This is a genomic window from Weissella koreensis KACC 15510 (assembly GCF_000219805.1).
Classification (GTDB): Bacteria; Bacillota; Bacilli; order Lactobacillales; family Lactobacillaceae; genus Weissella; species Weissella koreensis.
Genome location: NC_015759.1, coordinates 215,487 through 242,228, shown reverse-complemented (window position 1 = coordinate 242,228; position 26,742 = coordinate 215,487). Strand labels below are relative to the sequence as shown.

The following is a 26,742-nucleotide window of genomic DNA, read 5'->3' as shown; positions in this document are numbered from 1 at the left end:
TAAAAATGTAATTTTAATAGTAAGAAAAGGGGCGTTGATTGATGACTAAGCAAGTATTAATAATTGGATTTGCACGTTCAGGTGCTGCAGCAGCGAAATTATTAAACCGTGAAGGGGCAAATGTACTTGTTTCAGATCCAAATTTGGATTTGGAAGATTCGCATATTCAACAATTAAGAACTCAGGGAATAAAATTCACTCAGCAACAAGGAGTGGAATTGTTGGATAAAATTGATTTAATTATTAAAAATCCAGGAATTCCTCATACGATTCCGATTTTACAAGCAGCCCAAGAACGTGGTATTAAGACTGAAGTTGAAGTAGCAGAAGCTCAAAAATATATCAAAGGTAATTGGATAGCTATCACAGGCTCAAATGGTAAAACGACTACGACAGAGATGATTGCCGCCGTGATGCGAGCAATGCCAAATGCTAAGGGTCACACCTTGGTTGCAGGAAATATTGGGACCCCTGTGAGTGAAGTGACACCAGATTCATCAAAAGACGATGTCATTGTTACTGAATTGTCGAGTTTTCAACTGACTGATACCCCAAATATACATCCGCATTTTGCCGTTATTACCAATATATTTTCGTCTCATTTGGACTGGCATAAAACACGTGAATCATATGTATCAGCGAAAAGAAAGATTACAAGCAACCAAACAAATGATGATTATTTGATTATTAATTGGGATAATGATGAATGGCAGACGCTTGCACGGACTAGTCATGCTCAAATTATTCCATTTTCTCGGAACAATCTAACGCAAACAGGTTCGTATTTGAAAGATGGTTGGCTTTATTTTAAAGATGAACAAATTATGGCTGCTGATCAGATAGGCGTTCCAGGTGATCATAATATAGAAAACGCACTGGCCGCGATAGCGATAGGTCGTTTAAATCAAGTTCCAGCCTCGATTATTGCTAAAGTGTTACATGAGTTTAGTGGAGTTAAGCATCGTTTGCAATTTGTTAGTGAATATAAGAATCGTAAAATTTATAATGATTCCAAGGCTACTGATATTGAAGCCACACAAAAAGCCCTCTCTGGATTTACTCAACCGGTTATATTATTAGCTGGTGGATTAGATCGAGGAGACGATCTATCACGGCTATTGCCAGATATAAAAGAGCACGTTAAAGCAATGGTGACATTTGGTCAAACAGGTTCGAAACTAACAAAGTTGGCGTCTGAATTAGACATTCCGGTGGTTGAAACTGAGAGCGTCAAAGATGCTTTTGTACCTGCTTTTGAGTTTAGTGATGAAGACGATATTATTTTATTTTCACCAGCAGCAGCTTCGTGGGATCAATTTGACAACTTTGAAATTCGCGGTGATATTTTCGTAGAATCGATGCAGGAATTCATTGCGCAAAAGGAGCAAAATTAATGAAAGTTGTATTTTCAGGCGGTGGAACAGGCGGACATATTTATCCAGCATTGGCGACCATTGATGAATGGTCGAAACAGGATTCATCCGTCGAATTTCTTTATATTGGTGGTGAACGGGGGTTGGAAAAAGAAATTGTTCCAGCAGCAGGTATCTATTTTGAATCAGTTAAAATTCAAGGATTTGTGCGTAGTCTTTCATTGGATAATTTCAAAACCGTTTACTTGTTTTTAAAAGCTGTAACCAAAGCAAAAAAATTGCTAAAAGCCTTTCAACCGGATGTTGTTGTGGGGACAGGTGGATATGTAGCCGGACCAGTCCTTTACGCAGCTCAGTTATTAAAAATTCCGACAGTGATTCATGAACAAAATTCAGTTATTGGAGTTACAAATAAATTTTTAAAACGCAAGGTGAGCAAAGTTGGAATCGCATTTCCAGCGGCAGAACAATTCTTTGATACAGCTACATTAGTTGGTAATCCACGAGCGCAGCAGGTGGTGACTGGTAGTTTGAATTCTAAATTTAATTTTGATGAACTTAATTTATCAAATGATTTACCAACTGTTTTAGTTTTCGGTGGTTCACAAGGAGCACCAAAAATAAATCAAGCTATGGTCGAAGCATTACCAGCATTTAATGAGCAAGATTACCAAATTATTTTTGCTACGGGTAAGAATAGATTTCAACAAGTTCAAGATCAAATCATGTCTGAAAAACTAACAGTAAAGCATAATATTAAAATTGTTCCGTATATTGCAAACATGCAAGATCTTATGCCTCGTGTTGATTTGGTTATCGGGCGATCAGGAGCAACAAGCTTGGCGGAACAAACAGCATTAGGTAAACCAATGATTCTAATTCCTAGTCCGTATGTTACAAATGATCATCAAACGAAAAATGCGCAAAGTATGGTTGATGCTGGTGCAGCGTTGATGATTCTTGAAAATGAATTGACAGGCGGGACGTTAGTTAATAAAGTTAATCAATTAATGTTAAATAAGGATCAACGAAAAATAATGGCTCAGCATGCTAAAGAATTGGGTGTAACAGATTCTGCTGATCAATTTATTACTCTAATTAAGTCAGCTATCTAAATATCAAAAAGGAGGGGAGGAGCACTTATGAATGAAAAAAATAAAAATGATGAATCGAAGCATCAAGAAGATAAATTACAAGATCAAAAAATGTGGAATAGGATCAATAAGTTTTTTTCGAGAAGTATAGGACAATCAGCTAAACGTGCTCCGAAACCTAAGGCTATTTCAAAATCACAATCATTTCGAATATTAAATCGATTTAATGCGATGGAACGAAATAGCATACATATGATCGTGATACTATCAATTATTTCGTTGCTTTTAATCTTGTTATTATCACCTTTGATGCGTTTTCAAAAGGTGGAAATCACGGGTAATCATGACTTAACTAAGGCAGAAGTTTTAGCAGCAAGTGGTATTAATAAAAAAATACCAGCCTGGCAACTTCTCAGTGAACAGCATTATTTTATACAGCGTGCAGAAAAAAATTCACAAATTAAAAAAGTTAAAATTAGTTATTTGAACATGCAAGTAGCTCAAATTAAAATTGAAGAGAATTCCAAGGTGGGGTTAGTCACCAAAAAAGATAAGAATTATTATATTTTAGCTGATGGTAAATTTATCCCTGCTCAATCCGTAGGCGAAAAACCACAACGGCTCCCTAATTATGAGAAATTTCCAAATGACAAAACAATAAAAAGAGTTGCGATGCAATTTAATGGTATCTCTAAGGCATTGCAAAATAGTGTTTCAGAAGTAATCTGGAGCCCAGATCATGAAGATGATGAGAAAGTTATTTTGATCATGGATGATGGTAATAAGGTTTTAATTAAAGCGTCTGATATTAAAAATAAATTAAAATACTATCCAGGTATGGTTGCACAGATCGATAAAAATGGAACATTTAATTTCCAAGTGGGAACTTATTTTCAGCAATATTAAATGAAAACGCATCATTTGTTTTGAAAAAACATGAATGATGCGTATAATTAATAGGATTTATCCAGTTATGTATGGTATTATTTTAAGTATAAAACTGAAAATAATATAATAAAAAAATAGACGGTAGAGGAGGATCGGCAATGGCTAATCACGGCGTTATTGTTGGTCTTGATGTAGGAACTAGTACAGTTAAGGTTTTAGTTTCTGATGTTAGAGATCAACAAGTGAATGTGATTGCGGTCGGGAGGTCAATTTCCCACGGCGTAAAACGAGGAGTTGTTGTTGATATAGACGCTACGGCGCAGGATATCAAAGCAGCTTTATCGCAAGTTAAAAAACAGACAAATCAAGAATTTACTGAAGTTATTGCAAGTATCCCCGCCAATTCAATTCAAATGAGGTTGGTGCGTGGAACAGTAACAACACAAGATTCACAACATATTTCTTACCAAGATGTAGTAGCTGCAACAAAAGCTGCCGTTAATATCCCATTGGAACATGATCAAACTGTATTAGATTTAACGGCTCAAGAATTCACTGTTGATGATTTAGGTGGGGTTCTTGATCCAAATGATATGGTTGGAACGCATTTAACATTGAGTGCCACGGCCTATATTGGTCCACGTCTATTGGTTTCTAACTTACGCTCGGCAATTCAAAAGGCTGGTCTAAATCTTCGAGATTTGGTTTTGGCCCCCTTGGCTGCAAGCCAGACCATTGCAACAGATGCCGAACAAGAATTTGGCACAATTTTGCTGGATCTGGGTGCAGGTCAAACGACTGCCACAATCGTGCAAAATCATCAAATTAAATTCATTTCAACCTATGGGGCTGGTGGATTTAATATTACTAATGATATCAGTCAGGTCTTGAATATCAGTAATCAAGATGCGGAACAACTTAAACTAGATGCTGGAGTGTCGGCACCACAATATGCTAATGAGGCACATTTACTAACTGTTGAACCAGTTGGTAAAAAGCCGATTCGAATTTCTGAATTAGAATTAAGTGAAATTATCGGTGCTCGGATGCAACAAATTGTAACTAAGTTAGGTGAACGTTTAGATACTATTTCGGCCTTTCAATTACCTGGTGGTATGATCGTGTCAGGAGGGAGTTCTTCCTTGCGATACACCCAAGATATTTTACAAGCAGCATATGGGATTAATGCAAAATTATTTATGCCTCATGAAATTGGTTTGCAGAATCCGGCATACGTTGGGGCTTGGGCTTTAGTGAATTATGCAGCACAACAAAATAAAGTTGCTTTAATTGTAAAACAGGCGATGCTAGGGTTACCATTTACAGTTGAGCCTACAAATGATGAATCTAAGAAATATGAAAAAAATGTTGTTCGAGTTCCAAATGAACAGATTATTGAAGAAGAACAACTGATTCAACCAAGTATTCCAAATAACTCAATAAACAATGATAGTAAACCTGGTATTATGGATAGAATAAAAAATTGGTTTAGTGAGTTGTTTAATTAAAGAATTAATTTATGAAAGAGGATTATCCGAATGGAAATGCAAATCGAAAATCAACCGGTAGGAGCAGCAATTAAAGTAATTGGTGTTGGTGGTGGTGGTGGAAACGCAATCGCTCAGATGGTCGCCAGTGGTGTTAGTGGTGTGCAATTTATTGTTGCCAATACCGACGCTCAAGCCCTCGCTAGTTCACCAGCGGAAATTAAAATCCAAATTGGATCAAAAGAGACTAAAGGATTAGGTGCTGGTGCTCGACCAGAAGTTGGAGCCGATGCGGCATCTGAATCTGAAGCTGAAATTGCAGAAGCTTTAAACGGTGCTGATATGGTCTTCGTTACTGCTGGAATGGGAGGTGGTACAGGAACTGGGGCTGCCCCTATTATTGCCCGTATTGCTAAAGAAGCAGGTGCTTTGACTGTTGGGGTTGTAACCCGACCATTTAGTTTTGAAGGCCCTAAGCGTGGAACAGCAGCAGCAGAAGGACTTGCCAATCTAAAGAAAAATGTTGATTCATTAATCGTTGTTTCAAATAACAACCTTCTTCAAGTTTTGGATCGAAATACTACAATGGTTGACGCCTTTAAAATGGCCGATTCTGTCCTCGTAAATGGAGTTAGTGGAATTTCACAATTGATCACGAATCCAGGACTAATCAACGTCGACTTTGCTGACGTTAAAACGGTAATGGAGAATAAGGGAACTGCTGTCATGGGAATTGCTTCAGCTAGTGGAGAAAGTGCAGCAACCGATGCCACTAAGGCTGCCATTAAGTCACCCTTATTAGAGTCTAAGATCGATGGAGCAACAGACGTCTTGCTCTCTGTTAAGGGAAGCTACAGTATGCCATTGTTTGCGGCTCAGCAAGCAGCTGATGCAATTAAAGAGGCTGCTGGGGATGATGTCAATGTTATCTTTGGTACCACTTTGGATGAAGCTTTGGGTGAAGAAATTGTTGTGACGGTTGTTGCAACTGGAATCGATCGAGAAGCACAAACTAAGCCAGAATTAAATTTAAATCAAGCAAATACTAATAATACTGCAGCAGCGACAGATGGTAATTCTTCTATCAATAATAATGTCAAAACTAATGATCCTTTTGATGGATGGAATGCTTACGATACGAATCAAAATATGAATTCAAATCCAGCGGATGCAACAAAAATGACTGACCCTAATGCTGGGACTCAATCATTTGATACTTTTTCATCAAATGACACAGTAGATGACGAAGAAGTAGAACGTCCACCATTCTTTAACTGGAAAAACCGGGGTAACAACTAACGGAGAATAGGATATGAGCTTTATGCAAAAAGTTTCTAATTTTTTTAATTCTAATGAAGAAGACTATGAATATAATTCATCATCACAAGAGTATTATGATGAATCAAATAATAATGAAGAAGAGCCATCCACTAATACTGGAAATGCTAATACAGCTAATAATGCGGATTCACGACCAAAGCCTAAAGTTCAACGGCCAAATGTGTTAGCTATGGATGCACAATTAGGAGACACAGCTAAAATAGTGGTTTTTGAGCCGCGAATTTATTCTGATGTTAAAGAAATTGTAAATGAGATTTTAAATGGTAATGCAGCATTGATCAATTTTAGTTCAATTGATAATTCTCAATCAATGAGGATAGTAGATTATTTAGCTGGAGCTGCACAATCTGTTGAAGGTAGTGTCCAAAGAATTGGAGAATCTATTTTCCTAGCGACACCACATAATTTTGAAATTTCAGGAACGATTTCACAAAATCTAGGAAACTCTTTTGAAAATTAAATAGGGGTATTTATGAATTTAATCTTTGCTTTATTACACTTTGCAATTTCTGGATTAGAATTATTAATTGTAATTACTGCTTTGATGTCATGGTTTCCAGGTGCCTTACAAAGTAAATTTGGTCAATGGGCTACATGGATGAGTGATTTAATTGTTGAACCAGTTCGAAAACTTTTACCTAGAACTGGTATGTTAGATTTTTCACCACTGATTGCAATTTTAATTTTAGAAGCAGCTGAATTCGGATTAAGAATGCTTAGCCAAATGTTTTATTAATTAAAAATGAAATGAGATGAGAAAATGGTTGATAAAATTAAACAACATTTTCGACCTTATGAATCAGAATTTATTGATTTTGCTGAAGGACTTTTACGACAAGCGCATGATGAATATCGACCTATCCTGACCAATTTTTTGAACCCTCGTCAACGTTATATTTTGGAAACGTTGATTAATGGTGATGATGAAATTAAAGTTAATTTTTGGGGCGGTTATGAAGACGCTGAAAGCCAACGTGGTTTATTAGTTCCTAGTTATTATGATTGGAATATTAATGATTTTGATTTGAAAGTTATACAAATTAATTATCCAATCAAATTTGCTGAATTACATCACAGTGATATTTTAGGGGCATTAATTAATTCTGGTTTACAGCGAAATAGAATTGGCGATATTATTACCGACGAACAGAAAAATTGGCAAATTATTGTCACTAATCCAATTGCACAATTTGTTCAACAATCACCTGATTTAGAGCGGATTGGACGGGTTAAAGTTCGATATTTAGAAGTAGATATCAGGGACGTATTACACCCCTTACAGGATTACTTACTAGAAGAAACGTTGGCAGCTTCGTTAAGGTTGGATATTATTGTCGCAAATGGGTATAATATATCTAGGTCCAAAGCAAAAGAGTTGATTGAACATGGTTCAGTTAAAATCAATTGGACCGTAATGGATCGCCCGGATGAGGTCGTAGCAATTAACGATTTGATTTCGGTCCGGCGCTATGGCCGATTAAAAATAACTGAAATAAATGGACAAACAAAAAAAGATAAATGGCGAATTAGCTTAAATGTTATCAAAAAATAGGAAGAGGTTAGAGATATGGCATTAACACCACAAGAAATTCATTCAAAAGATTTTACTAGTCGCGGTCGCGGATTCGATAAAGTTGAGGTTAATGACTTTTTGGATCAAATTGTAATTGATTTTGAAAATTTGATTAATGAGAATCAAACTTTGAAGACTAAGGTGGCTGATGCAGAAGCCAACGCCCAACAAGTAGAGGAAATGAAACAATCAGTTAATTCCTCAATCTTGATTGCGCAAGAAGCTGCCGAACGTTTGAAGAAGCAAACTGAGTCAGAGGTGGAAGCAACTCGTTCACAAGCCGAATCTCAAGCTCAAAAGACTGTTTTGGATGCTACTTCAAAGGCCAATGAAATTATTACTAAGGCCAATGGAGATGCAGATAAAATTAAGAATGATTCACAAGTTGAAATTGATCGTTTGAAAGCCGAGAAAGATGCTTTAACTCAAGAAATGTTATCATTTAAAAGTAAGTTGACAGGAATTCTTAAAAATCAAATTGATTTAGTGAATAATGATAATGGTTGGTCTGAAATTGAAGGCTTAACAGTTGGTTCAGCAGCGAATGAAAAATTAGTAGCCGCATCTTCAGCAGCTACTATGCCAACATCTTCAGCTGCGGTTAATCCAATGTCTTCAGCAGCTACTATGCCAATATCTTCAACAGCTGATTTAGATTTTGAGTCTGCTGTACAAGCAAAGTTAGCAGAATTTTCTGATGAAGCTAAAGCAACGTCTAAATCTGATGACGTTGATACTGTAGTTGTTCTACCTGAAAAAGATCAAAATCGGGATCAATTCTTGAATAAAGATTAATTTTAGTTTATTATAAATAGAGTTTTTTAACCAAACGGTATTAAGAGTACTTTTAAGCGATTTCGGGATGGTGTGAGCCGAAAAAGTTAAACTTAATACTTATCACTAAAAGACCAAATTAAAGATGATAATATTTTGAGGCCTTTTGGCGAACTCGGGTGGTACCACGTTAATAAACTAACGTCCCGCATTGATTATTAAGTTAATCAATGCGGACTTTTTATTTAAAAATACAAAATAGGAGTGCTAAATTAATGAAAATTAAAAATACATTGAATATCGGTAAAACTAAATTTCCGATGCGTGGTAATTTACCCGTCAATGAAGTACGACGTGAAAAGATTTGGGCAGAGAATAAAGTCTATGAAGCTCGTCAGAAACTAAACGAAGGAAAACCTACGTTTATTTTGCATGATGGACCTCCATACGCCAATGGAAATATTCATATTGGACATGCGATGAACAAAATTTCTAAGGATATTATTGTTCGTTACAAGTCAATGAACGGATTCCGTTCACCATTTATTCCTGGTTGGGATACACACGGTTTGCCAATTGAACAACAATTGACCAAGATGGGAAAAGATCGTAAAGCAGTTGGACCAGTAATTTGGCGTAAAATGGCCGATGAATTTGCTCACAAGCAAGTTAAAAAGCAAATGAATGACTTTAAGCGCTTGGGAATTGCTGCCGATTGGGACCAACCATATCTTACCTTAATGCCTGAATTTGAAGCAGCTCAATTGCGAGTCTTTGGTGACATGGCTAAAAAAGGTTATATCTATAAAGGTAAAAAGCCAGTCTTTTGGTCATGGTCTTCTGAATCTGCTTTGGCTCTTTCAGAAATTGAGTATCATGATGTAACTTCACCAACTGCATATTATGCAGAGCAAGTGAAGGACGGTAAGGGACTTCTAGATAATGATACTTACTTTGTGGTTTGGACGACAACTCCTTGGACCATTCCTGGTTCTCGTGGAATTTCATTGAATGCTGAATTTAAGTATTCACAAGTAAAGCCATCTGGATCAGATAAGAAGTATATCATTGCTACTGAATTGTTAGCTCATGATGCTGAAATATTTGGTTGGTCAGACTATGAAGTTTTGGCTGAATTTACTGGAAAAGATTTGGAATATATTACTGCACAACATCCATTCTATGATGATGTTGAGTTATTAGTAATGTTGGCAGACTTTGTTACTCTTGATGCAGGGACCGGATTAGTTCATACTGCGCCTGGATTTGGGGAAGATGATTTTTATGTTGGGCAAAAGTACAACCTAGAAATAGCAGTACCGGTAGACTATCAAGGTAAAATGACTGAAGAAGCTGGAGTTGACTTTGCAGGTGTCTTCTATGAGGATGCAAATGCAATCTCATTAAAGAAGTTATCTGATCAAGGGGTTCTCTTAAAGCAAGAAGATATTACGCATTCATATCCGTTTGATTGGCGAACTAAGAAACCAGTTATATATCGAGCTGTGCCACAATGGTTTGCTTCAGTAGCTGATTTTAGAGATGATTTACTATCTGAATTGGATAATGTTACTTTCTCACCAGCTTGGGGTAAAAAACGCCTTTACAATATGTTGAAAGATCGTGGTGATTGGGTAATTTCACGACAACGTGTTTGGGGCGTGCCTCTTCCAATTTTCTATGCAGAAGATGGAACAGCAATCCTAGACCCAGATGTTATTGAACATGTAGCCAAATTAGTGGAAGAGAATGGTTCAACTTATTGGTTTGAAAAAGAGCCTAAGGAACTTTTGCCAGAAGGTTATACAAATGAACATTCACCAAATGGCCAATTTACTAAAGAAAATGACATTATGGATGTTTGGTTTGATTCAGGGACTTCTCATCAAGGTGTTTTGGCAACGCGAGATAATTTGGAGTTCCCAGCTGATCTTGTCTTGGAAGGTTCTGATCAATACCGTGGATGGTTTAACTCATCAATTATTACTTCGGTTGCAGCAACTGGTCATGCACCATACAAGAGCGTTCTTTCACAAGGATTCACTTTAGATGCTAATGGTGAAAAAATGTCTAAATCCATTGGAAATACGATTGAACCAAATGAGATTACTGATAGTATGGGAGCTGATATTATTCGTCTTTGGGTATCAACGGTTGATACATCTCAGGATGTCCGTGTTACCATGGATGGGTTTAAGCAAACTTCAGACAGTTATCGTAAGATTAGAAATACAATGCGATTCTTGCTAGCTAATACTAGTGACTTTGATTCTCAGAAAGATCAAGTCGCTTTTGCTGATATGACACCTGTTGATCAATATTTCTATGCGCGTTTTAATGATCTAGTTGCTGAATTGAAGTCTGCATATGATCGTTATGATTTCCAAGCCGTTAATAAATCATTAATGAACTTTATTAATGTTGATTTGTCAGCATTTTACTTGGACTTCAACAAGGATGTTTTGTATGTTGAAGCACCAAATGGTATTTTACGTCGCTCAGTGCAAACAGTTTTGTATAAAATCTTAGTGAGCTTAAATAAACTGATGCTACCAATTTTGCCTCATACAGCAGAAGAAATTTTTGAATATTTGCCTAATGAGACAGGTGAATTTGCTTATTTGACAGATATGCCTGAAGTGGAAGATTTGGATCATGATAGCGAATTGTTAACGCGTTGGACTAAGTTTATGGATATCCGATCAGCGGTCAATAAAGCCTTAGAAGTAGCTCGTAATAATGACTTGATTGGTAAGCCAGCTGAAGCCGCTGTAACTTTGTATCTACAACCAGAACAAAAAGAATTAATCGATAGTTTGGGTCAAGACATTCGAGTTCTTTTGTTGGTATCACAGTTGGAATTGAAGTCAATTGCAGATAAGCCAGACACCGTTGATCAATTTGATGATTACTTTGTTGAGGTGGAACATGCTGCTGGTGAAATGTCACCACGTGATCGAATGTATCACTTGGATCTTGGTCAAGATTCAGACTTCCCAATGCTGTCTAAACACGAAGCACAGATTGTTCGTGATAATTTCCCAGAGGCATTGGATGAAGGTTTAGAATAATTTAATAAATAATTCTATCATTTGATAAATTACTGAATAGAAGAGAAGCGATCGGAATTTTTTTACCCGGTCGCTTTTATCTTTACGATGATATTTGACAAAAAATAAATATCACGTTAAGATGAAGTGTCGAATATTTAGAAGTTCAAATTATCGGATGTTTCTAGATAATTTGATAGAAATAAGGATGGTGAAAATGGCGGATAAAATTTCTTTTGAAGATGTGAATACTTCACTTGTTGATGTTTTTAATAATGCAATGTGGATAGAAGAGGCCTCACTGCGTGACTCTGAGTTTAGTGATATTACACTAAAGGATATGCACATTATTGCGGCGATTGGTGGACAAGGTGAAGTGGCCGCATCAAAACTAGCTCATATTGTACATGTAACACCAAGTACAATGACTAGTTCGATTGATAAATTATTCCGCAAGGGTTATGTTGAACGTCAGCGTGATGATGTTGATCGACGTCTTGTTCTAATCGTTTTAACTGCCAAAGGACAAGCAGTTTGTCGTCCCCATGATGCTTTTCACCGGGGACTTACACATACGATGTTTAGTGACCTTGATAGTGAAGAATCAAATACAGTACAAAATGCTATTTTTAGATTGCAAGACTATTTGAAAAATTTAGTTGATTAGTTAAAAATATAAAAATACCCTTACCGTTGGAGTTTAACTTTCAATGGTAAGGGTATTTTTATTAATTATATAAAAAATTAGATTGTTCTTAGATTGTTCGAGGTACCAACCAATAGTGTTGAATGGTTAAGGCTTTAACTTGAATAGAATACAGTTCCTCGGGTCTTTCTAATTCTATAGGGTCTAATGCCTGCGAAGACAAGTTAAAATTGCTTCCAGCAAAGATAGGGGAAACCAACTGTTGGTTTTCATCAATCATTATAAGTTCAGTCACAGCGTTAGAAATGCATTGATAGGCCTTTGTTGGTTTAAATTGAAGTGGTCGATTTGATATCTTTTGATCTAGCCTGGTCATAATATTATTAAAGATACGTTCAACATCTGTTGGAACACCACGTAATTCGAAGTTGTCAATTAAAGGAACACCAAATTTAATAGCATAACGTCGAGCAGTTAAAACATATTGCGCATTAAAATTTTTGTTGCCTGATCCAATGACGCCTAAAAGATTTTTGGTATCAGGTAGATCTTCAAGAAATTCAAAGAGTGGAGTAGTGAGGATCTCTTTCACACCGCTATGAATGCCATTACCACCATCTAAATAGGTTGGGACAAAAACAAAACTTGGGTGATTTAAAGTGTTTAGTTGTGTGTTTTCAGAAATTTCAATAGCTTTAAATTGATAATTAATTTCGTTATGTTGTGAGAATTCAATTAAATTATCAATGAATTTTTTAGTATTTCCAGCAATTGAGGTATAGATTAAGTTGATAATCATTTGAGGCTCCTTGTTAAATATAATAGTATAAAGATACTCCATTTTTAAAAGTTAAACAACTCTTTTGCATAATAAATATAACATTGCGTTAGATTTAGTTTCTCAATAACGTTTGTTGTTAAATGGCTTTAAATAGCTAATTAAAGCGGTTTATTTTATCCTTAACACGAAAATGATTTAATTTCAATATTGCTTTATGTTATTTTCGTAGGTATACTAAAGCACATAAAGCATTCCGAAAAAGGTGCAAATAAAAGAAATAAATTGGAGGATTTTAACCATGTCAGTCACAGTTTATACAAAGAATAATTGTGTGCAATGTATGATGACTAAGAAAACATTAATACAGTACGGGATTGAATTTACTGAAAAAAATGTTGAGGATGATGCTGAAGCAATGAACTTTTTGAAAAGTGCAGGTTATCAAGCTGTCCCAGTTGTTTTTGCAGATCAACAAGAGCCCATTAAGGGATTCCGACCAGATTTATTAAAGAAATTACGTATGGCAATCTAAATTAAGATGCAATTAATACAAAATATTAATTGAGTGGTTGGTTTATAAAGAGGGCCAAAGTTATTTTAACCATTGGTCTTTTTTATTTGATCTGATAATAAGGGAGTATATGAAATGGCATTAGACACGTTGAATCAAGATGAAGTAACTTATTTTGATTTGAATAATGAATTAAATATTCCAAAAAATGGGATGATTCAAATTGACAAAGATCGTGAAGCATTAGAAGCATTTTTAAAAGAAAATGTTATTCCAAATACACTTAAATTTGATTCTTTAAAAGCTAAATTTGATTATTTACTAGAGAACGAGTTTATTGATAAAGATATGTTGAATCAATATGACTTTGCTTTTATTGAACAACTATATGCTTTCCTCAAGTCAGAACAATTTAAATTTAAATCATTTATGGCAGCATACAAATTTTATGCACAATATGCATTAAAAACAAACGACCAACGTTTCTATGTTGAAAATTATATTGATCGTGTGGCCATGAACTCTTTGTTTTATGCTAATGGGGATGAGATATTAGCCATGAATTTAGCTAATGAAATGATTCATCAACGTTACCAACCGGCTACTCCATCATTCTTGAATGCTGGAAAGGCACGTCGAGGAGAATTAGTTTCATGTTTCGTCTTGCAGACGACTGATGATATGAATTCAATTGGACGCGTTATTAATTCAGCATTACAGTTGTCTAAAATGGGTGGTGGTGTTGGAATTAATTTGTCTAATTTACGAGAAGCAGGTTCAACGATTAAAGGAATTGCTAATGCCGCATCTGGGGTTGTACCAGTGATGAAGTTATTAGAAGATTCATTTAGTTATTCCAATCAAATGGGTCAACGTCAAGGAGCAGGGGTAGTATATCTATCAGTTTTCCATCCAGATATTATTCAATTTTTATCGACTAAAAAAGAAAATGCTGATGAGAAAATACGGGTTAAGACCCTTTCTTTGGGGCTTACTGTTCCAGATAAGTTTTATGAATTAATCAAAAAAGACGCTATGATGCATCTGTTTTCACCTTATGACGTGGAAAGAGAGTATGGGAAACCTTTCAACTATATCGACATAACTGCTGAGTATGATAATTTGGTTGCTAATCCGCGTATTAAGAAAACTATGATTAAGGCCCGCGATTTAGAAAATGAAATTTCAAAGTTACAGCAAGAGTCGGGTTATCCATATATTATTAATTTGGATGTAGTGAATCGCGCTAATCCAATTGCAGGTAAGGTAGTTTCTTCCAATCTTTGTTCAGAAATTTTGCAGGTTCAAACGCCAAGCATTATTAATAATAAACAAGAGTATGAAGAAATGGGAACTGATATCTCATGTAATTTGGGATCAACTAATATTGTTAATATGATGGAGACTGATGATTTTTCTTCATCAGTTGAAACTATGATTCGGGCCCTTTCATTCGTCTCAGATAATTCAAAATTAGACGTTGTACCATCAGTTCAAAAGGGGAATCAAGCCCTACATGCTGTCGGCCTTGGTGCTATGGGCTTAGCAGCGTATTTTGCTAAAAACAAGATGTATTATGGTGATGAAGAATCTTTGGACTTTACCAACATGTATTTCATGATGTTAAACTATTACTCATTATTGGCCTCAAATAAGATTGCTAAAGAACGTAAAATTACTTTTGATGGATTTGAAGAATCTGAATATGCTAATGGAAAATATTTTGATAAGTATCTACAAAATAATTACCAACCTAAGACAGAAAAGGTTCAGGAATTATTCAAACAACACCATATTCCAAATCAATCTGATTGGCAGTATTTAAAAGAGCAAATACAAGAATTTGGACTTTATAATGCTTACCGGTTAGCCATTGCACCGACTGGATCAATTTCATATGTAAATGATTCAACGGCTTCGCTACATCCGATTATTAATAAAATTGAGGAACGACAAGAGAAAAAGATTGGTAAAATTTATTATCCAGCGCCCTATTTACAAAATGATACACTTCCATATTATGAATCAGCGTATGATCTTGATATGAGAAAAGTAATTGATGTTTATTCGACTGCTCAACAACATATTGATCAGGGGATGGCTTTGACTTTGTTTATGCGTTCTACTTTACCAGAAGGACTTTATGAGTGGAAAAATGGGCGTACCAATAAGATGACCACTCGTGATTTGAATATCTTAAGAATGTATGCTTATCATAAGAATATTAAATCAGTTTATTATATTCGAACTTATACTGATGATGACGGTGAATTGGGTGTCAATGAGTGTGAATCATGTTCAATTTAAGTAAATGATAGGGAGAATTATTAGTTATGGCGGAGAATTATCAAGCAATCAATTGGAATGTTATTGAGGATCAGATTGATAAGGCAACATGGGAGAAATTAACTGAACAGTTTTGGCTCGATACCAGAATTCCTTTGTCAAATGACTTGGATGATTGGCGAAAAATGACTGAAGAGGAACATTATTTGGTAGGGCATGTGTTTGGTGGTTTAACCCTATTAGACACGCTACAATCTCAAGATGGGATGACTTCATTAAAGGAAAATATTCGAACACAACATGAAGAAGCGGTTTTAAATAATATCGAGTTTATGGAATCAGTGCATGCTAAGTCATATTCATCAATTTTTGAAACATTAAATAGTTCAGAAGAAATTGATGAGATTTTTTCATGGACTAATCAAAATGAATATTTACAATATAAGGCAAATAAAATTAATGCTGTCTATCAAAATGGAACAGCCCTTCAAAAGAAGGTAGCATCTGTCTTTTTGGAGACATTCTTATTTTATTCAGGATTTTACACCCCGCTTTACTATTTAGGACATAATAAGTTGAACAATGTTGCTGAAATTATTAAATTAATTTTACGTGATGAATCTGTGCATGGAACATACATTGGATATAAATTCCAACTTGGCTTTAATGAGTTGGGTGAAGGTGAGCAAGCTGAATTTAAGAATTGGATGTATGAATTCTTACTAGATTTATATAATAATGAAGAGCAATTTACACATGAATTATATGACCCAATGGGATGGTCAGAATCAGTCTTAACTTTCATTCGTTATAACGCCAACAAGGCTTTGATGAATTTGGGGCAAGATCCTATTTTCCCAGATAGTGCTGATGATGTTAATCCCATTGTTATGAATGGGATTTCAACGACTACATCTAATCATGACTTCTTCTCACAGGTTGGAAACGGTTATAGACTTGGTCAAGTTGAAGTTATGGATGATAGTGATTACAATTATGGGTTAAATTAATAAGTAAAAAAAGACTAGTTAGAGATTGGTTCTAACTAGTCTTTTAATTTGGAGTTAACATATTAAACAGCATAAATTCCTGAAAATTAAGCTCAATTTTCAGAGTTTACAAGAGATATTATTATATTTTAAATTAATCAATAATTCTAAGATCTTTTGATAGATGAGTAAATGAATCAGCACCTGATTCTGTTAATACGATTGAATCTTCAATCCGAACTCCCATGTCACCAGGAATATAAATTCCAGGTTCAATTGAGAAGGCCATTCCAGGTTCAAGTACTAAATCATTTCCACCCATGATTTGTGGGAATTCATGGACAGAAGAACCAAGTCCATGGCCTAGACGATGGACAAAGTATTCTCCATAACCTGCTTTGGTAATGACATCACGAGCAATACCATCTAATTCACTGGCAGTCATACCGGGCTTAACTTGTGATTGAGCAGCAAGTTGAGCTTCTAAGACGACTTGATAAACATCGCGTTGATGGTCCGAAACATTACCAAAAGCGACTGTTCGAGTTGCATCAGAGACATAACCATCATGAATTGTACCTAGGTCAAAGAGCGCCATATCACCCTTCTTTAATTCAGTTAACCCCGTGGCACCATGAGGTTCGGCAGCATGGGCACCAAATTGGACTAATGTCTCAAATGACATTCCAGGAATTCCACGTTTCTTAGTCTCAAATTCTAGACTGGCTGCGACTGATAATTCAGTCGTTCCAGTTTGAAGAGCAGCAAAGCCTGCTTCGAATGCCAAGTCGGCATCATCACCAGCTAAATGCATTTTCTTAATTTCATCGTCTGACTTATGCAAGCGCATATTTTGAATTATTTCTGTCAGATCACCTTCAAATTTAATTTCGGGCAATGCAGATTTAATCAATTTGGCGCGAGCTAATGTTAATTGTTCACTTTCAATCGCCCAATGAGTTAAGTGATTGGTATTTTCTTTAATGTGATTAGCAAGGATTTGCCAACCATTTTCATGGTCTTGGTATCCATAAACTGGGAATTGCCAACCTGTTGATTTAACCGCCTCAACTTCTAGCGCCGGAGCGAAGATAATTGGATCATCTTGAGCAAAAACAACTAATGCTAAAATGCGCTCAATAGGGTCCGACTCGAAACCAGTTAAGTATGAGATAGAATGGAAATCCGAAAAATATGCAACATCTAATTGGTTGGTGTTTAGCCATTGTTGAACTTGATTAATTTTTGAAGACATAATATTACTCCTTATCAATATATTAATGTATATTTTACACTTTTATGATAAAATTTTCATTTGATTTACATAATTTAGTAGTTTTTTTAATAAAGACATTGTGAAAATGTTGCTTAGCCCCTGGTAAATTAGGAATGAAAACGGTTGTATTTATTTTCATAAATTGATATAATAGCCTTTATATCAATTAATTTATCAAAAGGAGGTACTTAATATGGAAAAACAAGCGGTTACAATTTATGATGTTGCACGCGAAGCAGGAGTATCAATGGCTACCGTTTCACGGGTTGTCAACGGAAATACAAATGTGCGTAGCGAAACTAAAGATAAAGTTGAAGCAGTTATTGCTAATTTAAATTATCGACCTAATGCAGTTGCGCGTGGATTGGCATCACGGAAAAGTACAACTGTTGGAATCGTGATTCCTGATGTAACAAATATCTATTTTTCAGAATTATCACGTGGAATTGATGACGTTGCACGAATGTACAACTATCAAATTATTTTAGCTAATTCGGAAGAAAAGAATGCATCTGAAGTAGTGGAATCATTATTAAGTAAACAAGTTGATGGTATTTTATACATGGGAAATATCATTGATGATCGTTTACGAGAAGAATTGGATAAGTCTAATGTGCCAGTTGTCTTATCAGGATCGGTAGATTTAAAAAATCAAAAGCCGTCAGTCAACATTGATTATATTTCTGCTGTGCAAGAAATTACAGAAAAATTAATTGCAAGCGGACATAAAAAAATTAGTTTCATTTCAGGACCACTTAATCAAACAATTAATAGTGATTTTAAATTAAAGGGTTATCAAAATGCATTGGAAGATGCTGGAATTGAATATGATGAAGATTTGATTTTTGCTGGTGAATATGAGTATGAGAGTGGTTACCAATTAGGTGATGAAATTCGTGATTCTGGTGCTACAGCATCTGTAGTAGTAGATGATGAAATGGCTGCTGGAGTACTTAACTATATGACTGATAATAATGTTAAGATTCCTGATAATTTTGAAGTAGTTACTGTGAATAATTCACATATTACTCTTATGACTCGACCACAATTGAGTTCAGTTATCCAACCAATTTATGATATTGGGGCTGTTTCGATGCGGATGTTAACAAAATTAATGAATAATGAAGAATTAGAAACGTCTGAAGTCTTGTTGGCACACGGCTATGCTAAACGTGAATCAACAAAGAATTAAGGGTTCTTTTTTTACTTAAATCACATTTGTAATCCATGTCAAATTTAATTTGATGTGGTTTTTTTAGTTGATTCGCTTAAATATTATGGTTATAATTAACTATAGTATTTGTTGGAGATATGGCAGAGTGGTAATGCAGCGGACTCGAAATCCGCCGAACCGGTGTAGAGCCGGCGCACGGGTTCAAATCCCGTTGTCTCCTTAATATAAAAAAACAAATCCCGTTGTATCGCGATAATCGTTGATATGACGGGGTTTGTTTTTTATACATGTGTTCGTTGAAGTCCCCAAATGTTCGCCGAAGTTCGAATAAAAGGGTACCTGAGTGGGTACTTTTTAGAAATTAACTAAACTGGTAAAGATATCAGCAGTAGTTTCCTTCATTTCTTCAGTTACAGCAGTATAATTTGCCAAGGTTGTTTGAACATCATCATGCCCCAATTGATATTGAAGTTGCTTGATATTCATTCCAGCTTGAGCTGAAAGAGCAGCATAGGTATGTCTAAATCCATGAATTTTAATACGAGGTAAATCTGCTTTCTTAGTAATTGTTTCACACCATTTACGTGGCTTTTGAATTTTCATATAAGATTGTAGGTCATTATTCGTAAAGACAAATCCTTTAGCCTTTAGACCACTTTTAAGAATAGATGTGGCTTGAATAGCTTGATAATGTTTTAATATGTTAATGGTAATTTTATCAATTTTGACAATACGATTACCAGCTTTTGTCTTAGGCGTACTCAAAATCGTATTGCCATTCTTGTCTACTGATAAGGCTTTATTAATAGCAATGGTACATCCGTCAAAATTAATGTCTTTCCATTCCAAAGCTAAAGCTTCACCTTTACGCATTCCAGAAAACGCTAAGAGACGGAAGAGAGCATACACATGGTACTTTTTATCAGCATATAAAATTTCAGCTGTATCTAAAAATGATTTTAGCTGATCCTTTTTATAATAATCAACTCGGTCCATGAATACTGGAGCAGGCTTTGCTTTTGGAAAAGTAACTTTATCAAATGGGTTCTTCTGAATTACTTCAAGTGAAACCAATGTACTCATGACCTTGTTTAAATGGATAAAATTTTCAGCTTTACGATAAGTTGATGGCAAAACTTTTTTAGAATAAATATCTAACCAAGATTTAAAAGCGTCATTTAGTGTCATGTTTGAATTGAACTTATCAAATTCACCATCATCAACTTTATTTAAGATATCACGTTCCCATTTCTTGGCCAAAGTTAGGGAATTGATACTTTTTTATTTTTCTCACGGCGCTTACCTAAATTATCCGAGAAAGTAACTCTAACATTATAAGTTCCGTCAGATTGTTTTTTAATACTCATTTTATTTCTCCTTTAAGGCCCCCAGCCTAAAAAATCGAATAATGAGTAAGCAGTTTAAAGACATGCTTAGGTCTGGTATAATAAATACCAGGAAGAGCTAATTATTTAGTTTCTTTTTTTACGCATATCCTTACTTTTAGCGGAGTGGGGGATATGCGTTTTTTTATTTGTTGTGTTAATTTTCAGACCAGCTATTAGCCAATGACTTGACCTTAAATGGTTCGTACACTTTTGAATTATTCATAATAGTAGATACATTGTAATCAGTTTTAAGTGCATAATTTCCATTAGAATCTTTTATGCTGATTGAAATAGAATCAAAATTATTTAACTTATCACCAGCATTTTTTTGCATATTTCCAAGAATGGCCGCCATGACTACACGAACATCTTTATCAGAAGTTACGGTTATTACTGCATTATATGGATCAGCAACGTAACTACCATTGACCTTTACCTTCTTAAAATCAGAACTAGTACCAACTAAATCTTTAATTGTGCTATTCATATCAGTAGAAGAGTCTGACGAAGTAGATATTTCTGTGGAACTTTGTTCGGAACTCGAACTAGATGTTTTTGCATTTTCAACACTCTCACTATATTCTTTTCTTGCTTTTTCATCTTCAACGCTATTTAGTGAACTAACGTAAGATTCATATAGTGGAGATTTATTTGATAAATCAAATGATTTCTTATTTTTAGGAAGTCCTTTTTGCTTTGCAACTACGATGATGTGAAAGCCACCGCTTTGTTCAAAATCTTCTGTTTTAGATAGATCTAAAGTTATTTCAGAATTATCATATTTTTTAGATTCAAAGATAATTTCTTTATTTTTAACTTCACCATTATAAATTGTCAAATGAGTATTTTTATGGGTTTTCGGTTTGAATTTAAATAATCCATTTTTATCAGTATTATGATATGAAAGATCATCATAAGAGAGCAATTTATCAGATATATATAAATAAGTTTTTTGATCATGTTTATGTTCTGTATTTTGTTTACTAGCTTTATCACTCACAATTAGCATGACAATGCTTAACAATACACAAAGCAATGTTATCAAAAAACTTTTCTTCTTAAATATAGATAATATTTTATCTAAATCCATTTCCTGCTCCTTAAAATAAACAGTTTACCGTGGATATTAAGCACGTATGGACCCTGTCGGACTCGAACCGACGACCGAACGGTTATGAGCCGTTTGCTCTAACCAACTGAGCTAAAGGTCCGTGGCAGTTTAATGACTTGCAGGTCAATAATTCCTTACTTTGGTAGAAATTTTTATTTATTATTTTTTTAAATGTTTTTCATAAAAATTAAGCAATATAATGAAAATTATTACGCATAAAAATGTTAGTAAAGCTGTAATTAACATTATATAGGGTGGAGCTATAGTGTTTGAAAAGTGTGTCATATTAAATCCTTGTTATGCCTTTCAATGTAAATATTTATGTATCCCGCAGAGACGGGATGAGGTTACTAGTATTACATGTTTAAAAGATCGGGAATCAAAATAAAGCGGATGGCTATGTTAATAATAACGGATAAAGCTATGGCGAAAATAAATAAGAACAATCCAGCACGATTCCAAGTAGACTGAACTTTTTTAAATTCATCAACAGATGAATAATTACCTTTTTTCCAAGCCCAATCGTTTCCTTTGAATCCGCAAACGAAACGCCAAATGAAACCAAAGATAGGAATTAATGTAAAAAATGTTAGATAAGACTTGTTTCCAAATCCCCAGATCCAACTAAACATAAAGGCTCCCCAACTCCATCCTTTAACTTCTTGCGGCGTTACTTTACTATTTTCTTCATTCATAACTAACTACTCCTTAAAAAGTTTATCGTGAATTTTAAACACGTATATGTATCCCGCCAGAGGCGGGAAGTGGATTAATCGTTCAAATGTTGAATAGCATAAGCTGCTTCTTCTGGAGTGAATTTTTCTCCAGCGTCAGAAGTTAATTGTTCTTGGATTGCATCTGGAGACATTGACATATCATCTTGGTATGACTTTGCTTTCTTCAGAGCATTTTTATTATAATCAGCATCTAAATTATCAATTGCATATTGTGCAGCTACAGCACTAAATTGTTCACCAGCATCAGCGGTTAATTGGTCGTAAATACCTGCCTTAGACATGTTCATCATAGATGAATACGACTTAGCTTTGTTTAATGCTGATTTATATTCAGTTGGAACTGATGAGTCACTTTCTGATTCTGAACTAGATTCAGAATCATTACTAATACTTGAATCAGCAGCTTGTGATGATCCATTTGAACTATTATCATCTGAATCTCCACCCATACTTGAAGCAATAATTGCTACAACAATGATTGCTAATATCCAGAACTAGACGCGCTTATAAAAAGGCTTCTTTTGAACGTATGTGTTTCCGTTCTCGTCAGTGATCTTCTTACTCATAATACCTACTCCTTGAGCCTTTTATTGTGGATGCTTAGCACATGATATTAACTTATAATTTCAAATGTAGATTCAGAAATCAAATCGAATTCAGAACTACCAGCATAATCGATTAAATTATTTATATCCATATATAGCATAGAAGACAACTCATCATAATTACCATTTTCATAGTTTTTAATAATGCGTTGTGATTCATAAAAATCGCACTCTTTTTGAGAAACATGATAATACATTACTCGATGATAAAGAGCAGTGGAGGACATTTCAAAATATTCTGTTATGTCATCCTAATTGTTTTTGAGAGCGAATGCACGCATAAAAGCATACGGATTAACCATTATATAGCTTACTAACGTATCAGCTTCTTGTTCTTCTAAATTTCGTCCATTAAATTCATCGTTAATCAAACTATTAAAGTTTTGAGATTGAAATAAATTATTATTTATATGTAAAATATAGTGGCTCAATTCGTGAGATAGAGTGAAAGGCTGACGAGTTATAGGCAGGTATGGGTTTATTCCAATTCTTGGTTGACCATTTTTATAGACAGTCTTACCAGATAAAAAGTCTTTAATTTCATATGGGAAATACTCTTCACCTATTTTTATTTCTAAGTTTAAGTTGGACATAGTTTTCCCATGTTATTAAGTCAACTTTTGTATCAGTAAAAATTGCCACTTTTAATGCTAAGGATGCTGATTTATTGAATAATGATTTAAATTGAGTATCTAGCATATATATTATTTCCACATATCATCTAAGAGGAAACGTGTATATTTATCTAACGCTTTTTTAATCGTGTCTCTTTCTGACTTTGGGACACGAGAGAGATCTATTCTGTAAAATTCTTCCATGCCATCCTCATCAGCTCGATGGGGATTTTTTTCATCTGTGGTCCCTAAAAGATAATCGGTAGTTACTCCTAATACATCTGCAACAGCTTTCAAAGTATCAACTTTCGGTGTAACCGTCTTCCATTGATAAATTGATTTTTGTGCAATTCCTGCTTTTGTTGCTACATCTGTAAGGGATAAGCCACGTTCTTTAGCTGTTTTTTTAGTTATATCTAAAAGAGACATTTTTAATTCACTCCGGTATTTCTAATAAAAGTACAATTGATTGAAATTAACCCTTTATAATAATCACAAAAGGTTGTACTATAACGTTTGTTAAGACAATTAATTATTTTGAATAACAAATAAAACCTAGAAATATAACAAGAAAGCTTTAGCTGTCATACTATAAAAAGTGCAAGCGCGTTATATATAGGTTTATTTCGTATGTATTTATAGTACAATATATTGTACTTTTCGTAAATGAATTTATTAATTCAATTAACAAATTAAACAGAAAAGGAGATGGATCATATGAGTGGTTGGCTGGATAAATTTATAACAGCAAGGGAACAACATTAAAAGGTTTTTATTTGAGTTCATTAATTCAAAAAATGCAAAACGATTCAGAATTTACAAAATATGAAAAGAAATACATTGAAGAAATGAAGAATATTTTAAATTTTGCAGATTAGAAAAGATGTTAGGGCGATGAAATACGCATATAAAAATACAGATGGACTTTACTTTCAAGAATATTATTTTATGAGTGGTAAGCGAAGATGGAAGTTTATAGATGATTTACGTAAAGCCTACATATGATAAGAATAAAGATGCAAACCGTTTTTACACCTAATACAATAAAAGAGGATATAAGGGATTAGAGAAAAGAGGTGATACTATGAATAAATTTAAAGTAATGCCAATAGTTATATCTATATTTATTGGAATATTTATTTATAATTTTAAATTTAATATCTTTTCTATGAGTGGAATTAAAGATGAAATGAATTCTATAGTAACTTTTGTATCTATCGTTTTTGGATTCTATGTTGGCATGTTTGGAGTATTAATATCTATAACAAGTACAAACATTATGAAGCGTATTCTAAATGACAAAAAAAGCAGAAGGGAATTAAATGATGTGATGATGATGGCAATAACCAGCTCTTTAATAGTTCTGGTTGTTACTATAGCGATTCAAATTAGTGGTATAAAATATCCGACTTATGAAATATATCATATTGGAATTAATATGGAATATTTGATTAGTGGACTATGGATTGGAATTTTAGTATATTTTTTAATACGAACATTGTAAACAATATTCTTATTTTTAATAATATTGATGAATTCTATAAACAATAATAGTTTAATTGTTAACTTTATAAATGTATAGTCGGTATTTATCCAGGGTAAATGGAAATATCGGCTATTTAGTTTGGGAATATATTTAAAAAAAGATCGAATCTGTGTGTATAGTTGTGTATGCTATAATTATAAATTATGGAAAGGAGTTAGCAAGGTGCCGTTGTCAGTTCGTAAGATGATTAAAAAGCTGGAAGATAATGGTTTCAAAGAGGTAAGTCATAAAAAATTTGAAAATAAGGCTACTGGAAAGATTGCTGTTGTACCATATCACACCAGCTGAAGAGAAATACCAAAAGGAACTGAAAGTAGCATCTTAAAGCAAGCGGGGTTGAAATAACCTTGTTTGTTTTGCTGTATATAATTATGACAAAAAATACGTTATTATTTTATCCCACTGTTTTTTCCGAGGAAGATGGAGCTGTAAATGTACGCATTCCGGACGTAGGAGCTTCTACCTTTGGATCGGATTATCAAGATGCTGTAAGAATGGCTCAAGATGCAGTCGGATTAATGTTGGAAGAAAAAACCGACTATCCAGAACCAAGTAACTTATTTGATATTGATTTAGAAGAATGGGAATCAGAAGAAAATACCAAAGTTATTATTGTTGCGTATGATATGAAAGAGTATAGAAAAGGTCGTTCAAAGACAGTTAGACGTAATATATCTATTCCAGAATATTTAAATAACATTGCTAAGAAGCAAAATATTAATGTTTCTAAGGTGACAACTGAAGCCCTTGAAGAATTATTTTTTAACGAATAATTTGGGACGTAACCGCAGAAAACGTGGTGAAGATAAGCCAGTTAAAGAACATGATCATAGTATGGACGCAATACGTTACTTTGTATTCATGGTTCTTTATAAGAATAGAACAGTAAAAGTGTCAGACAAACCGTCTGGCCTTTTTGGTTAGGAGTAACATTTTGGGATTTCCAATTGATAGAGAATTGGCAGGGGACGTTAATAATCCTAGTCTTGAATTATTAGACTTTATATTGCGAAAACAAGCTCATAGCAAGAAACGATTCGATAAGTTAGATCGTTATTATAACGGCAAACACGATGTGTTGACTCGTAAGTTAAGTAATAATAGTAAAGATAATAAGGTAGTAATAAATCACTCTAAGTATGTTACTGACATGGCTGTTGGGATTTGTTACAGGAAACCCATTTATCCATACAGCATCACCAGGAAAGAATTCAAGATTCTTTTGATGAGATGGACATTATATCTCACGATACCGAACTGGAAAAAGATTTGTCTGTAGTTTTGATTTTATTGATGTAAAAGTAAAATAGATACATCATGTCACGTTTATTGTCTGAAATAAGGTATTTCAGATATTTATTAAATAATGATGTGTTATCAAGTTTAAACTGTATAGCCAATTGGAACAAAATTATTTACACTTTTGAATCTTTGAATACTTATCTTATGTTATTCTGTAATTCCTTTGTCTAAAAGCGAAACAGTTTTAGATCATATT

At 34.3% G+C, this 26,742-nt stretch carries 28 protein-coding genes and 2 tRNA genes; 20 read left to right on the top strand and 10 right to left on the bottom strand.

What is annotated here, in order from left to right; genetic code table 11:
- Positions 1–41: 41 nt before the first annotated feature.
- From murD to WKK_RS01140, 11 genes are all read left to right on the top strand, one after another.
- Positions 42–1,394, top strand: coding sequence for a UDP-N-acetylmuramoyl-L-alanine--D-glutamate ligase (gene murD, locus WKK_RS01190; protein ID WP_006845635.1), 1,353 nt, complete (start codon positions 42–44; stop codon positions 1,392–1,394).
- On the top strand, positions 1,394–2,488 hold the full coding sequence (gene murG, locus WKK_RS01185; RefSeq protein WP_013989186.1) for an undecaprenyldiphospho-muramoylpentapeptide beta-N-acetylglucosaminyltransferase: 1,095 nt from the start codon (positions 1,394–1,396) through the stop codon (positions 2,486–2,488). The genes murD and murG overlap by 1 nt, the downstream gene beginning before the upstream one ends.
- 27 nt (positions 2,489–2,515) lie before the next feature.
- A complete protein-coding gene (locus WKK_RS01180) occupies positions 2,516–3,373 on the top strand; it encodes a cell division protein FtsQ/DivIB (RefSeq protein ID WP_006845633.1) in 858 nt (285 codons plus the stop codon).
- 140 nt (positions 3,374–3,513) lie between these two features.
- Positions 3,514–4,863 carry a cell division protein FtsA gene (gene ftsA / locus WKK_RS01175; RefSeq protein ID WP_006845632.1) on the top strand — a complete coding sequence of 450 codons (1,350 nt, stop codon included), beginning with the start codon at positions 3,514–3,516 and terminating at the stop codon, positions 4,861–4,863.
- 30 nt (positions 4,864–4,893) lie between these two features.
- A complete protein-coding gene (gene ftsZ / locus WKK_RS01170; protein ID WP_006845631.1) occupies positions 4,894–6,141 on the top strand; it encodes a cell division protein FtsZ in 1,248 nt (415 codons plus the stop codon).
- Between the two features lie 13 nt (positions 6,142–6,154).
- A complete protein-coding gene (locus WKK_RS01165) occupies positions 6,155–6,643 on the top strand; it encodes a cell division protein SepF (RefSeq protein ID WP_006845630.1) in 489 nt (162 codons plus the stop codon).
- A gap of 12 nt (positions 6,644–6,655) precedes the next feature.
- On the top strand, positions 6,656–6,919 hold the full coding sequence (locus WKK_RS01160) for a YggT family protein (protein ID WP_006845629.1): 264 nt from the start codon (positions 6,656–6,658) through the stop codon (positions 6,917–6,919).
- Between the two features lie 24 nt (positions 6,920–6,943).
- On the top strand, positions 6,944–7,735 hold the full coding sequence (locus tag WKK_RS01155; RefSeq protein WP_013989185.1) for a YlmH family RNA-binding protein: 792 nt from the start codon (positions 6,944–6,946) through the stop codon (positions 7,733–7,735).
- 15 nt (positions 7,736–7,750) lie between these two features.
- Complete coding sequence (locus WKK_RS01150) at positions 7,751–8,551, top strand: DivIVA domain-containing protein (RefSeq protein WP_006845627.1); 801 nt, start codon at positions 7,751–7,753, stop codon at positions 8,549–8,551.
- Between the two features lie 254 nt (positions 8,552–8,805).
- Positions 8,806–11,601 (top strand): isoleucine--tRNA ligase, encoded by a 2,796-nt coding sequence (gene ileS / locus WKK_RS01145; RefSeq protein ID WP_013989184.1) that lies wholly within the window; start codon positions 8,806–8,808, stop codon positions 11,599–11,601.
- A 196-nt stretch (positions 11,602–11,797) separates the two neighbouring features.
- Positions 11,798–12,247 (top strand): MarR family winged helix-turn-helix transcriptional regulator, encoded by a 450-nt coding sequence (locus WKK_RS01140; protein WP_013989183.1) that lies wholly within the window; start codon positions 11,798–11,800, stop codon positions 12,245–12,247.
- 88 nt (positions 12,248–12,335) lie between these two features.
- Here WKK_RS01140 and WKK_RS01135 read toward each other — a convergent pair whose 3' ends face one another.
- Positions 12,336–13,025 (bottom strand): class Ib ribonucleoside-diphosphate reductase assembly flavoprotein NrdI, encoded by a 690-nt coding sequence (locus WKK_RS01135; protein ID WP_013989182.1) that lies wholly within the window; start codon positions 13,023–13,025, stop codon positions 12,336–12,338.
- Positions 13,026–13,305: 280 nt separating this feature from the next.
- On the opposite strand from WKK_RS01135, the gene nrdH reads away from it, so the two are divergent.
- The 3 genes from nrdH to nrdF all read left to right on the top strand — a co-directional run bounded on the left by nrdH (position 13,306) and on the right by nrdF (position 16,814).
- Entirely contained in the window at positions 13,306–13,539 is a 234-nt protein-coding gene (gene nrdH / locus WKK_RS01130; RefSeq protein ID WP_006845623.1) for a glutaredoxin-like protein NrdH, read from the top strand.
- 114 nt (positions 13,540–13,653) lie between these two features.
- The gene (gene nrdE, locus WKK_RS01125; RefSeq protein WP_013989181.1) at positions 13,654–15,825 is read left to right on the top strand and encodes a class 1b ribonucleoside-diphosphate reductase subunit alpha; all 2,172 of its coding nucleotides are present in this window, start codon (positions 13,654–13,656) and stop codon (positions 15,823–15,825) included.
- 26 nt (positions 15,826–15,851) lie between these two features.
- Entirely contained in the window at positions 15,852–16,814 is a 963-nt protein-coding gene (nrdF, locus tag WKK_RS01120; protein WP_006845621.1) for a class 1b ribonucleoside-diphosphate reductase subunit beta, read from the top strand.
- A 133-nt stretch (positions 16,815–16,947) separates the two neighbouring features.
- Here the strand turns inward: nrdF and WKK_RS01115 are convergent, their stop codons facing one another.
- On the bottom strand, positions 16,948–18,048 hold the full coding sequence (locus WKK_RS01115; protein WP_013989180.1) for a M24 family metallopeptidase: 1,101 nt from the start codon (positions 18,046–18,048) through the stop codon (positions 16,948–16,950).
- 214 nt (positions 18,049–18,262) lie between these two features.
- Here WKK_RS01115 and ccpA point away from each other — a divergent pair, with 214 nt between their 5' ends.
- Positions 18,263–19,261, top strand: coding sequence for a catabolite control protein A (gene ccpA / locus WKK_RS01110; protein WP_006845618.1), 999 nt, complete (start codon positions 18,263–18,265; stop codon positions 19,259–19,261).
- 113 nt (positions 19,262–19,374) lie between these two features.
- Positions 19,375–19,463: transfer RNA gene (locus WKK_RS01105), tRNA-Ser, on the top strand.
- A 134-nt stretch (positions 19,464–19,597) separates the two neighbouring features.
- Here the strand turns inward: WKK_RS01105 and WKK_RS01100 are convergent.
- From WKK_RS01100 to WKK_RS01070, 8 genes are all read right to left on the bottom strand, one after another.
- Entirely contained in the window at positions 19,598–20,503 is a 906-nt protein-coding gene (locus WKK_RS01100; RefSeq protein WP_013989179.1) for a site-specific integrase, read from the bottom strand.
- A 282-nt stretch (positions 20,504–20,785) separates the two neighbouring features.
- Entirely contained in the window at positions 20,786–21,721 is a 936-nt protein-coding gene (locus WKK_RS01095) for a hypothetical protein (RefSeq protein WP_013989177.1), read from the bottom strand.
- 47 nt (positions 21,722–21,768) lie between these two features.
- A tRNA-Ile gene (locus tag WKK_RS01090) sits at positions 21,769–21,842 on the bottom strand.
- A 256-nt stretch (positions 21,843–22,098) separates the two neighbouring features.
- Positions 22,099–22,437, bottom strand: a complete 339-nt coding sequence (locus WKK_RS01085; protein ID WP_013989176.1) for a hypothetical protein — start codon at positions 22,435–22,437, stop codon at positions 22,099–22,101.
- Positions 22,438–22,511: 74 nt separating this feature from the next.
- Positions 22,512–22,967, bottom strand: coding sequence for an Ltp family lipoprotein (locus WKK_RS01080; protein WP_423219061.1), 456 nt, complete (start codon positions 22,965–22,967; stop codon positions 22,512–22,514).
- 125 nt (positions 22,968–23,092) lie between these two features.
- Positions 23,093–23,311, bottom strand: coding sequence for a hypothetical protein (locus WKK_RS07050; RefSeq protein WP_242821446.1), 219 nt, complete (start codon positions 23,309–23,311; stop codon positions 23,093–23,095).
- 24 nt (positions 23,312–23,335) lie between these two features.
- On the bottom strand, positions 23,336–23,677 hold the full coding sequence (locus WKK_RS01075) for an ImmA/IrrE family metallo-endopeptidase (protein WP_006845611.1): 342 nt from the start codon (positions 23,675–23,677) through the stop codon (positions 23,336–23,338).
- A gap of 111 nt (positions 23,678–23,788) precedes the next feature.
- Entirely contained in the window at positions 23,789–24,127 is a 339-nt protein-coding gene (locus tag WKK_RS01070; protein WP_006845609.1) for a helix-turn-helix domain-containing protein, read from the bottom strand.
- A 655-nt stretch (positions 24,128–24,782) separates the two neighbouring features.
- On the opposite strand from WKK_RS01070, the gene WKK_RS01065 reads away from it, so the two are divergent.
- The 4 genes from WKK_RS01065 (at position 24,783) to WKK_RS07295 (ending at position 26,523) form a co-directional block, all read left to right on the top strand.
- Complete coding sequence (locus tag WKK_RS01065) at positions 24,783–25,202, top strand: hypothetical protein (protein ID WP_013989172.1); 420 nt, start codon at positions 24,783–24,785, stop codon at positions 25,200–25,202.
- Positions 25,203–25,406: 204 nt separating this feature from the next.
- The gene (locus tag WKK_RS07130; protein WP_013989171.1) at positions 25,407–25,532 is read left to right on the top strand and encodes a type II toxin-antitoxin system HicA family toxin; all 126 of its coding nucleotides are present in this window, start codon (positions 25,407–25,409) and stop codon (positions 25,530–25,532) included.
- An 83-nt stretch (positions 25,533–25,615) separates the two neighbouring features.
- On the top strand, positions 25,616–26,017 hold the full coding sequence (locus WKK_RS01055) for a type II toxin-antitoxin system HicB family antitoxin (RefSeq protein WP_041942383.1): 402 nt from the start codon (positions 25,616–25,618) through the stop codon (positions 26,015–26,017).
- A 143-nt stretch (positions 26,018–26,160) separates the two neighbouring features.
- Positions 26,161–26,523, top strand: coding sequence for a phage portal protein (locus WKK_RS07295; protein WP_423219057.1), 363 nt, complete (start codon positions 26,161–26,163; stop codon positions 26,521–26,523).
- Positions 26,524–26,742: the final 219 nt, after the last annotated feature.

What these genes read in the sequence shown, in the direction of transcription:
- WKK_RS01150 (WP_006845627.1), top strand. Translation starts at nt 7,751, where the DNA reads ATGGCATTAACACCACAAGAAATTCATTCAAAAGATTTTACTAGTCGC.
- WKK_RS01140 (WP_013989183.1), top strand. Translation starts at nt 11,798, where the DNA reads ATGGCGGATAAAATTTCTTTTGAAGATGTGAATACTTCACTTGTTGAT.
- WKK_RS01165 (WP_006845630.1), top strand. Translation starts at nt 6,155, where the DNA reads ATGAGCTTTATGCAAAAAGTTTCTAATTTTTTTAATTCTAATGAAGAA.
- ftsZ (WP_006845631.1), top strand. Translation starts at nt 4,894, where the DNA reads ATGGAAATGCAAATCGAAAATCAACCGGTAGGAGCAGCAATTAAAGTA.
- WKK_RS01115 (WP_013989180.1), bottom strand. Translation starts at nt 18,048, where the DNA reads ATGTCTTCAAAAATTAATCAAGTTCAACAATGGCTAAACACCAACCAA.
- WKK_RS01180 (WP_006845633.1), top strand. Translation starts at nt 2,516, where the DNA reads ATGAATGAAAAAAATAAAAATGATGAATCGAAGCATCAAGAAGATAAA.
- WKK_RS01055 (WP_041942383.1), top strand. Translation starts at nt 25,616, where the DNA reads ATGACAAAAAATACGTTATTATTTTATCCCACTGTTTTTTCCGAGGAA.
- nrdF (WP_006845621.1), top strand. Translation starts at nt 15,852, where the DNA reads ATGGCGGAGAATTATCAAGCAATCAATTGGAATGTTATTGAGGATCAG.
- ftsA (WP_006845632.1), top strand. Translation starts at nt 3,514, where the DNA reads ATGGCTAATCACGGCGTTATTGTTGGTCTTGATGTAGGAACTAGTACA.
- murD (WP_006845635.1), top strand. Translation starts at nt 42, where the DNA reads ATGACTAAGCAAGTATTAATAATTGGATTTGCACGTTCAGGTGCTGCA.
- murG (WP_013989186.1), top strand. Translation starts at nt 1,394, where the DNA reads ATGAAAGTTGTATTTTCAGGCGGTGGAACAGGCGGACATATTTATCCA.
- WKK_RS01065 (WP_013989172.1), top strand. Translation starts at nt 24,783, where the DNA reads ATGAATAAATTTAAAGTAATGCCAATAGTTATATCTATATTTATTGGA.
- WKK_RS01070 (WP_006845609.1), bottom strand. Translation starts at nt 24,127, where the DNA reads ATGTCTCTTTTAGATATAACTAAAAAAACAGCTAAAGAACGTGGCTTA.
- WKK_RS01135 (WP_013989182.1), bottom strand. Translation starts at nt 13,025, where the DNA reads ATGATTATCAACTTAATCTATACCTCAATTGCTGGAAATACTAAAAAA.
- WKK_RS01095 (WP_013989177.1), bottom strand. Translation starts at nt 21,721, where the DNA reads ATGGATTTAGATAAAATATTATCTATATTTAAGAAGAAAAGTTTTTTG.
- nrdE (WP_013989181.1), top strand. Translation starts at nt 13,654, where the DNA reads ATGGCATTAGACACGTTGAATCAAGATGAAGTAACTTATTTTGATTTG.
- nrdH (WP_006845623.1), top strand. Translation starts at nt 13,306, where the DNA reads ATGTCAGTCACAGTTTATACAAAGAATAATTGTGTGCAATGTATGATG.
- WKK_RS01155 (WP_013989185.1), top strand. Translation starts at nt 6,944, where the DNA reads ATGGTTGATAAAATTAAACAACATTTTCGACCTTATGAATCAGAATTT.
- WKK_RS07050 (WP_242821446.1), bottom strand. Translation starts at nt 23,311, where the DNA reads ATGTCCTCCACTGCTCTTTATCATCGAGTAATGTATTATCATGTTTCT.
- ccpA (WP_006845618.1), top strand. Translation starts at nt 18,263, where the DNA reads ATGGAAAAACAAGCGGTTACAATTTATGATGTTGCACGCGAAGCAGGA.
- WKK_RS01075 (WP_006845611.1), bottom strand. Translation starts at nt 23,677, where the DNA reads ATGTCCAACTTAAACTTAGAAATAAAAATAGGTGAAGAGTATTTCCCA.
- WKK_RS01160 (WP_006845629.1), top strand. Translation starts at nt 6,656, where the DNA reads ATGAATTTAATCTTTGCTTTATTACACTTTGCAATTTCTGGATTAGAA.
- WKK_RS01085 (WP_013989176.1), bottom strand. Translation starts at nt 22,437, where the DNA reads ATGAATGAAGAAAATAGTAAAGTAACGCCGCAAGAAGTTAAAGGATGG.
- ileS (WP_013989184.1), top strand. Translation starts at nt 8,806, where the DNA reads ATGAAAATTAAAAATACATTGAATATCGGTAAAACTAAATTTCCGATG.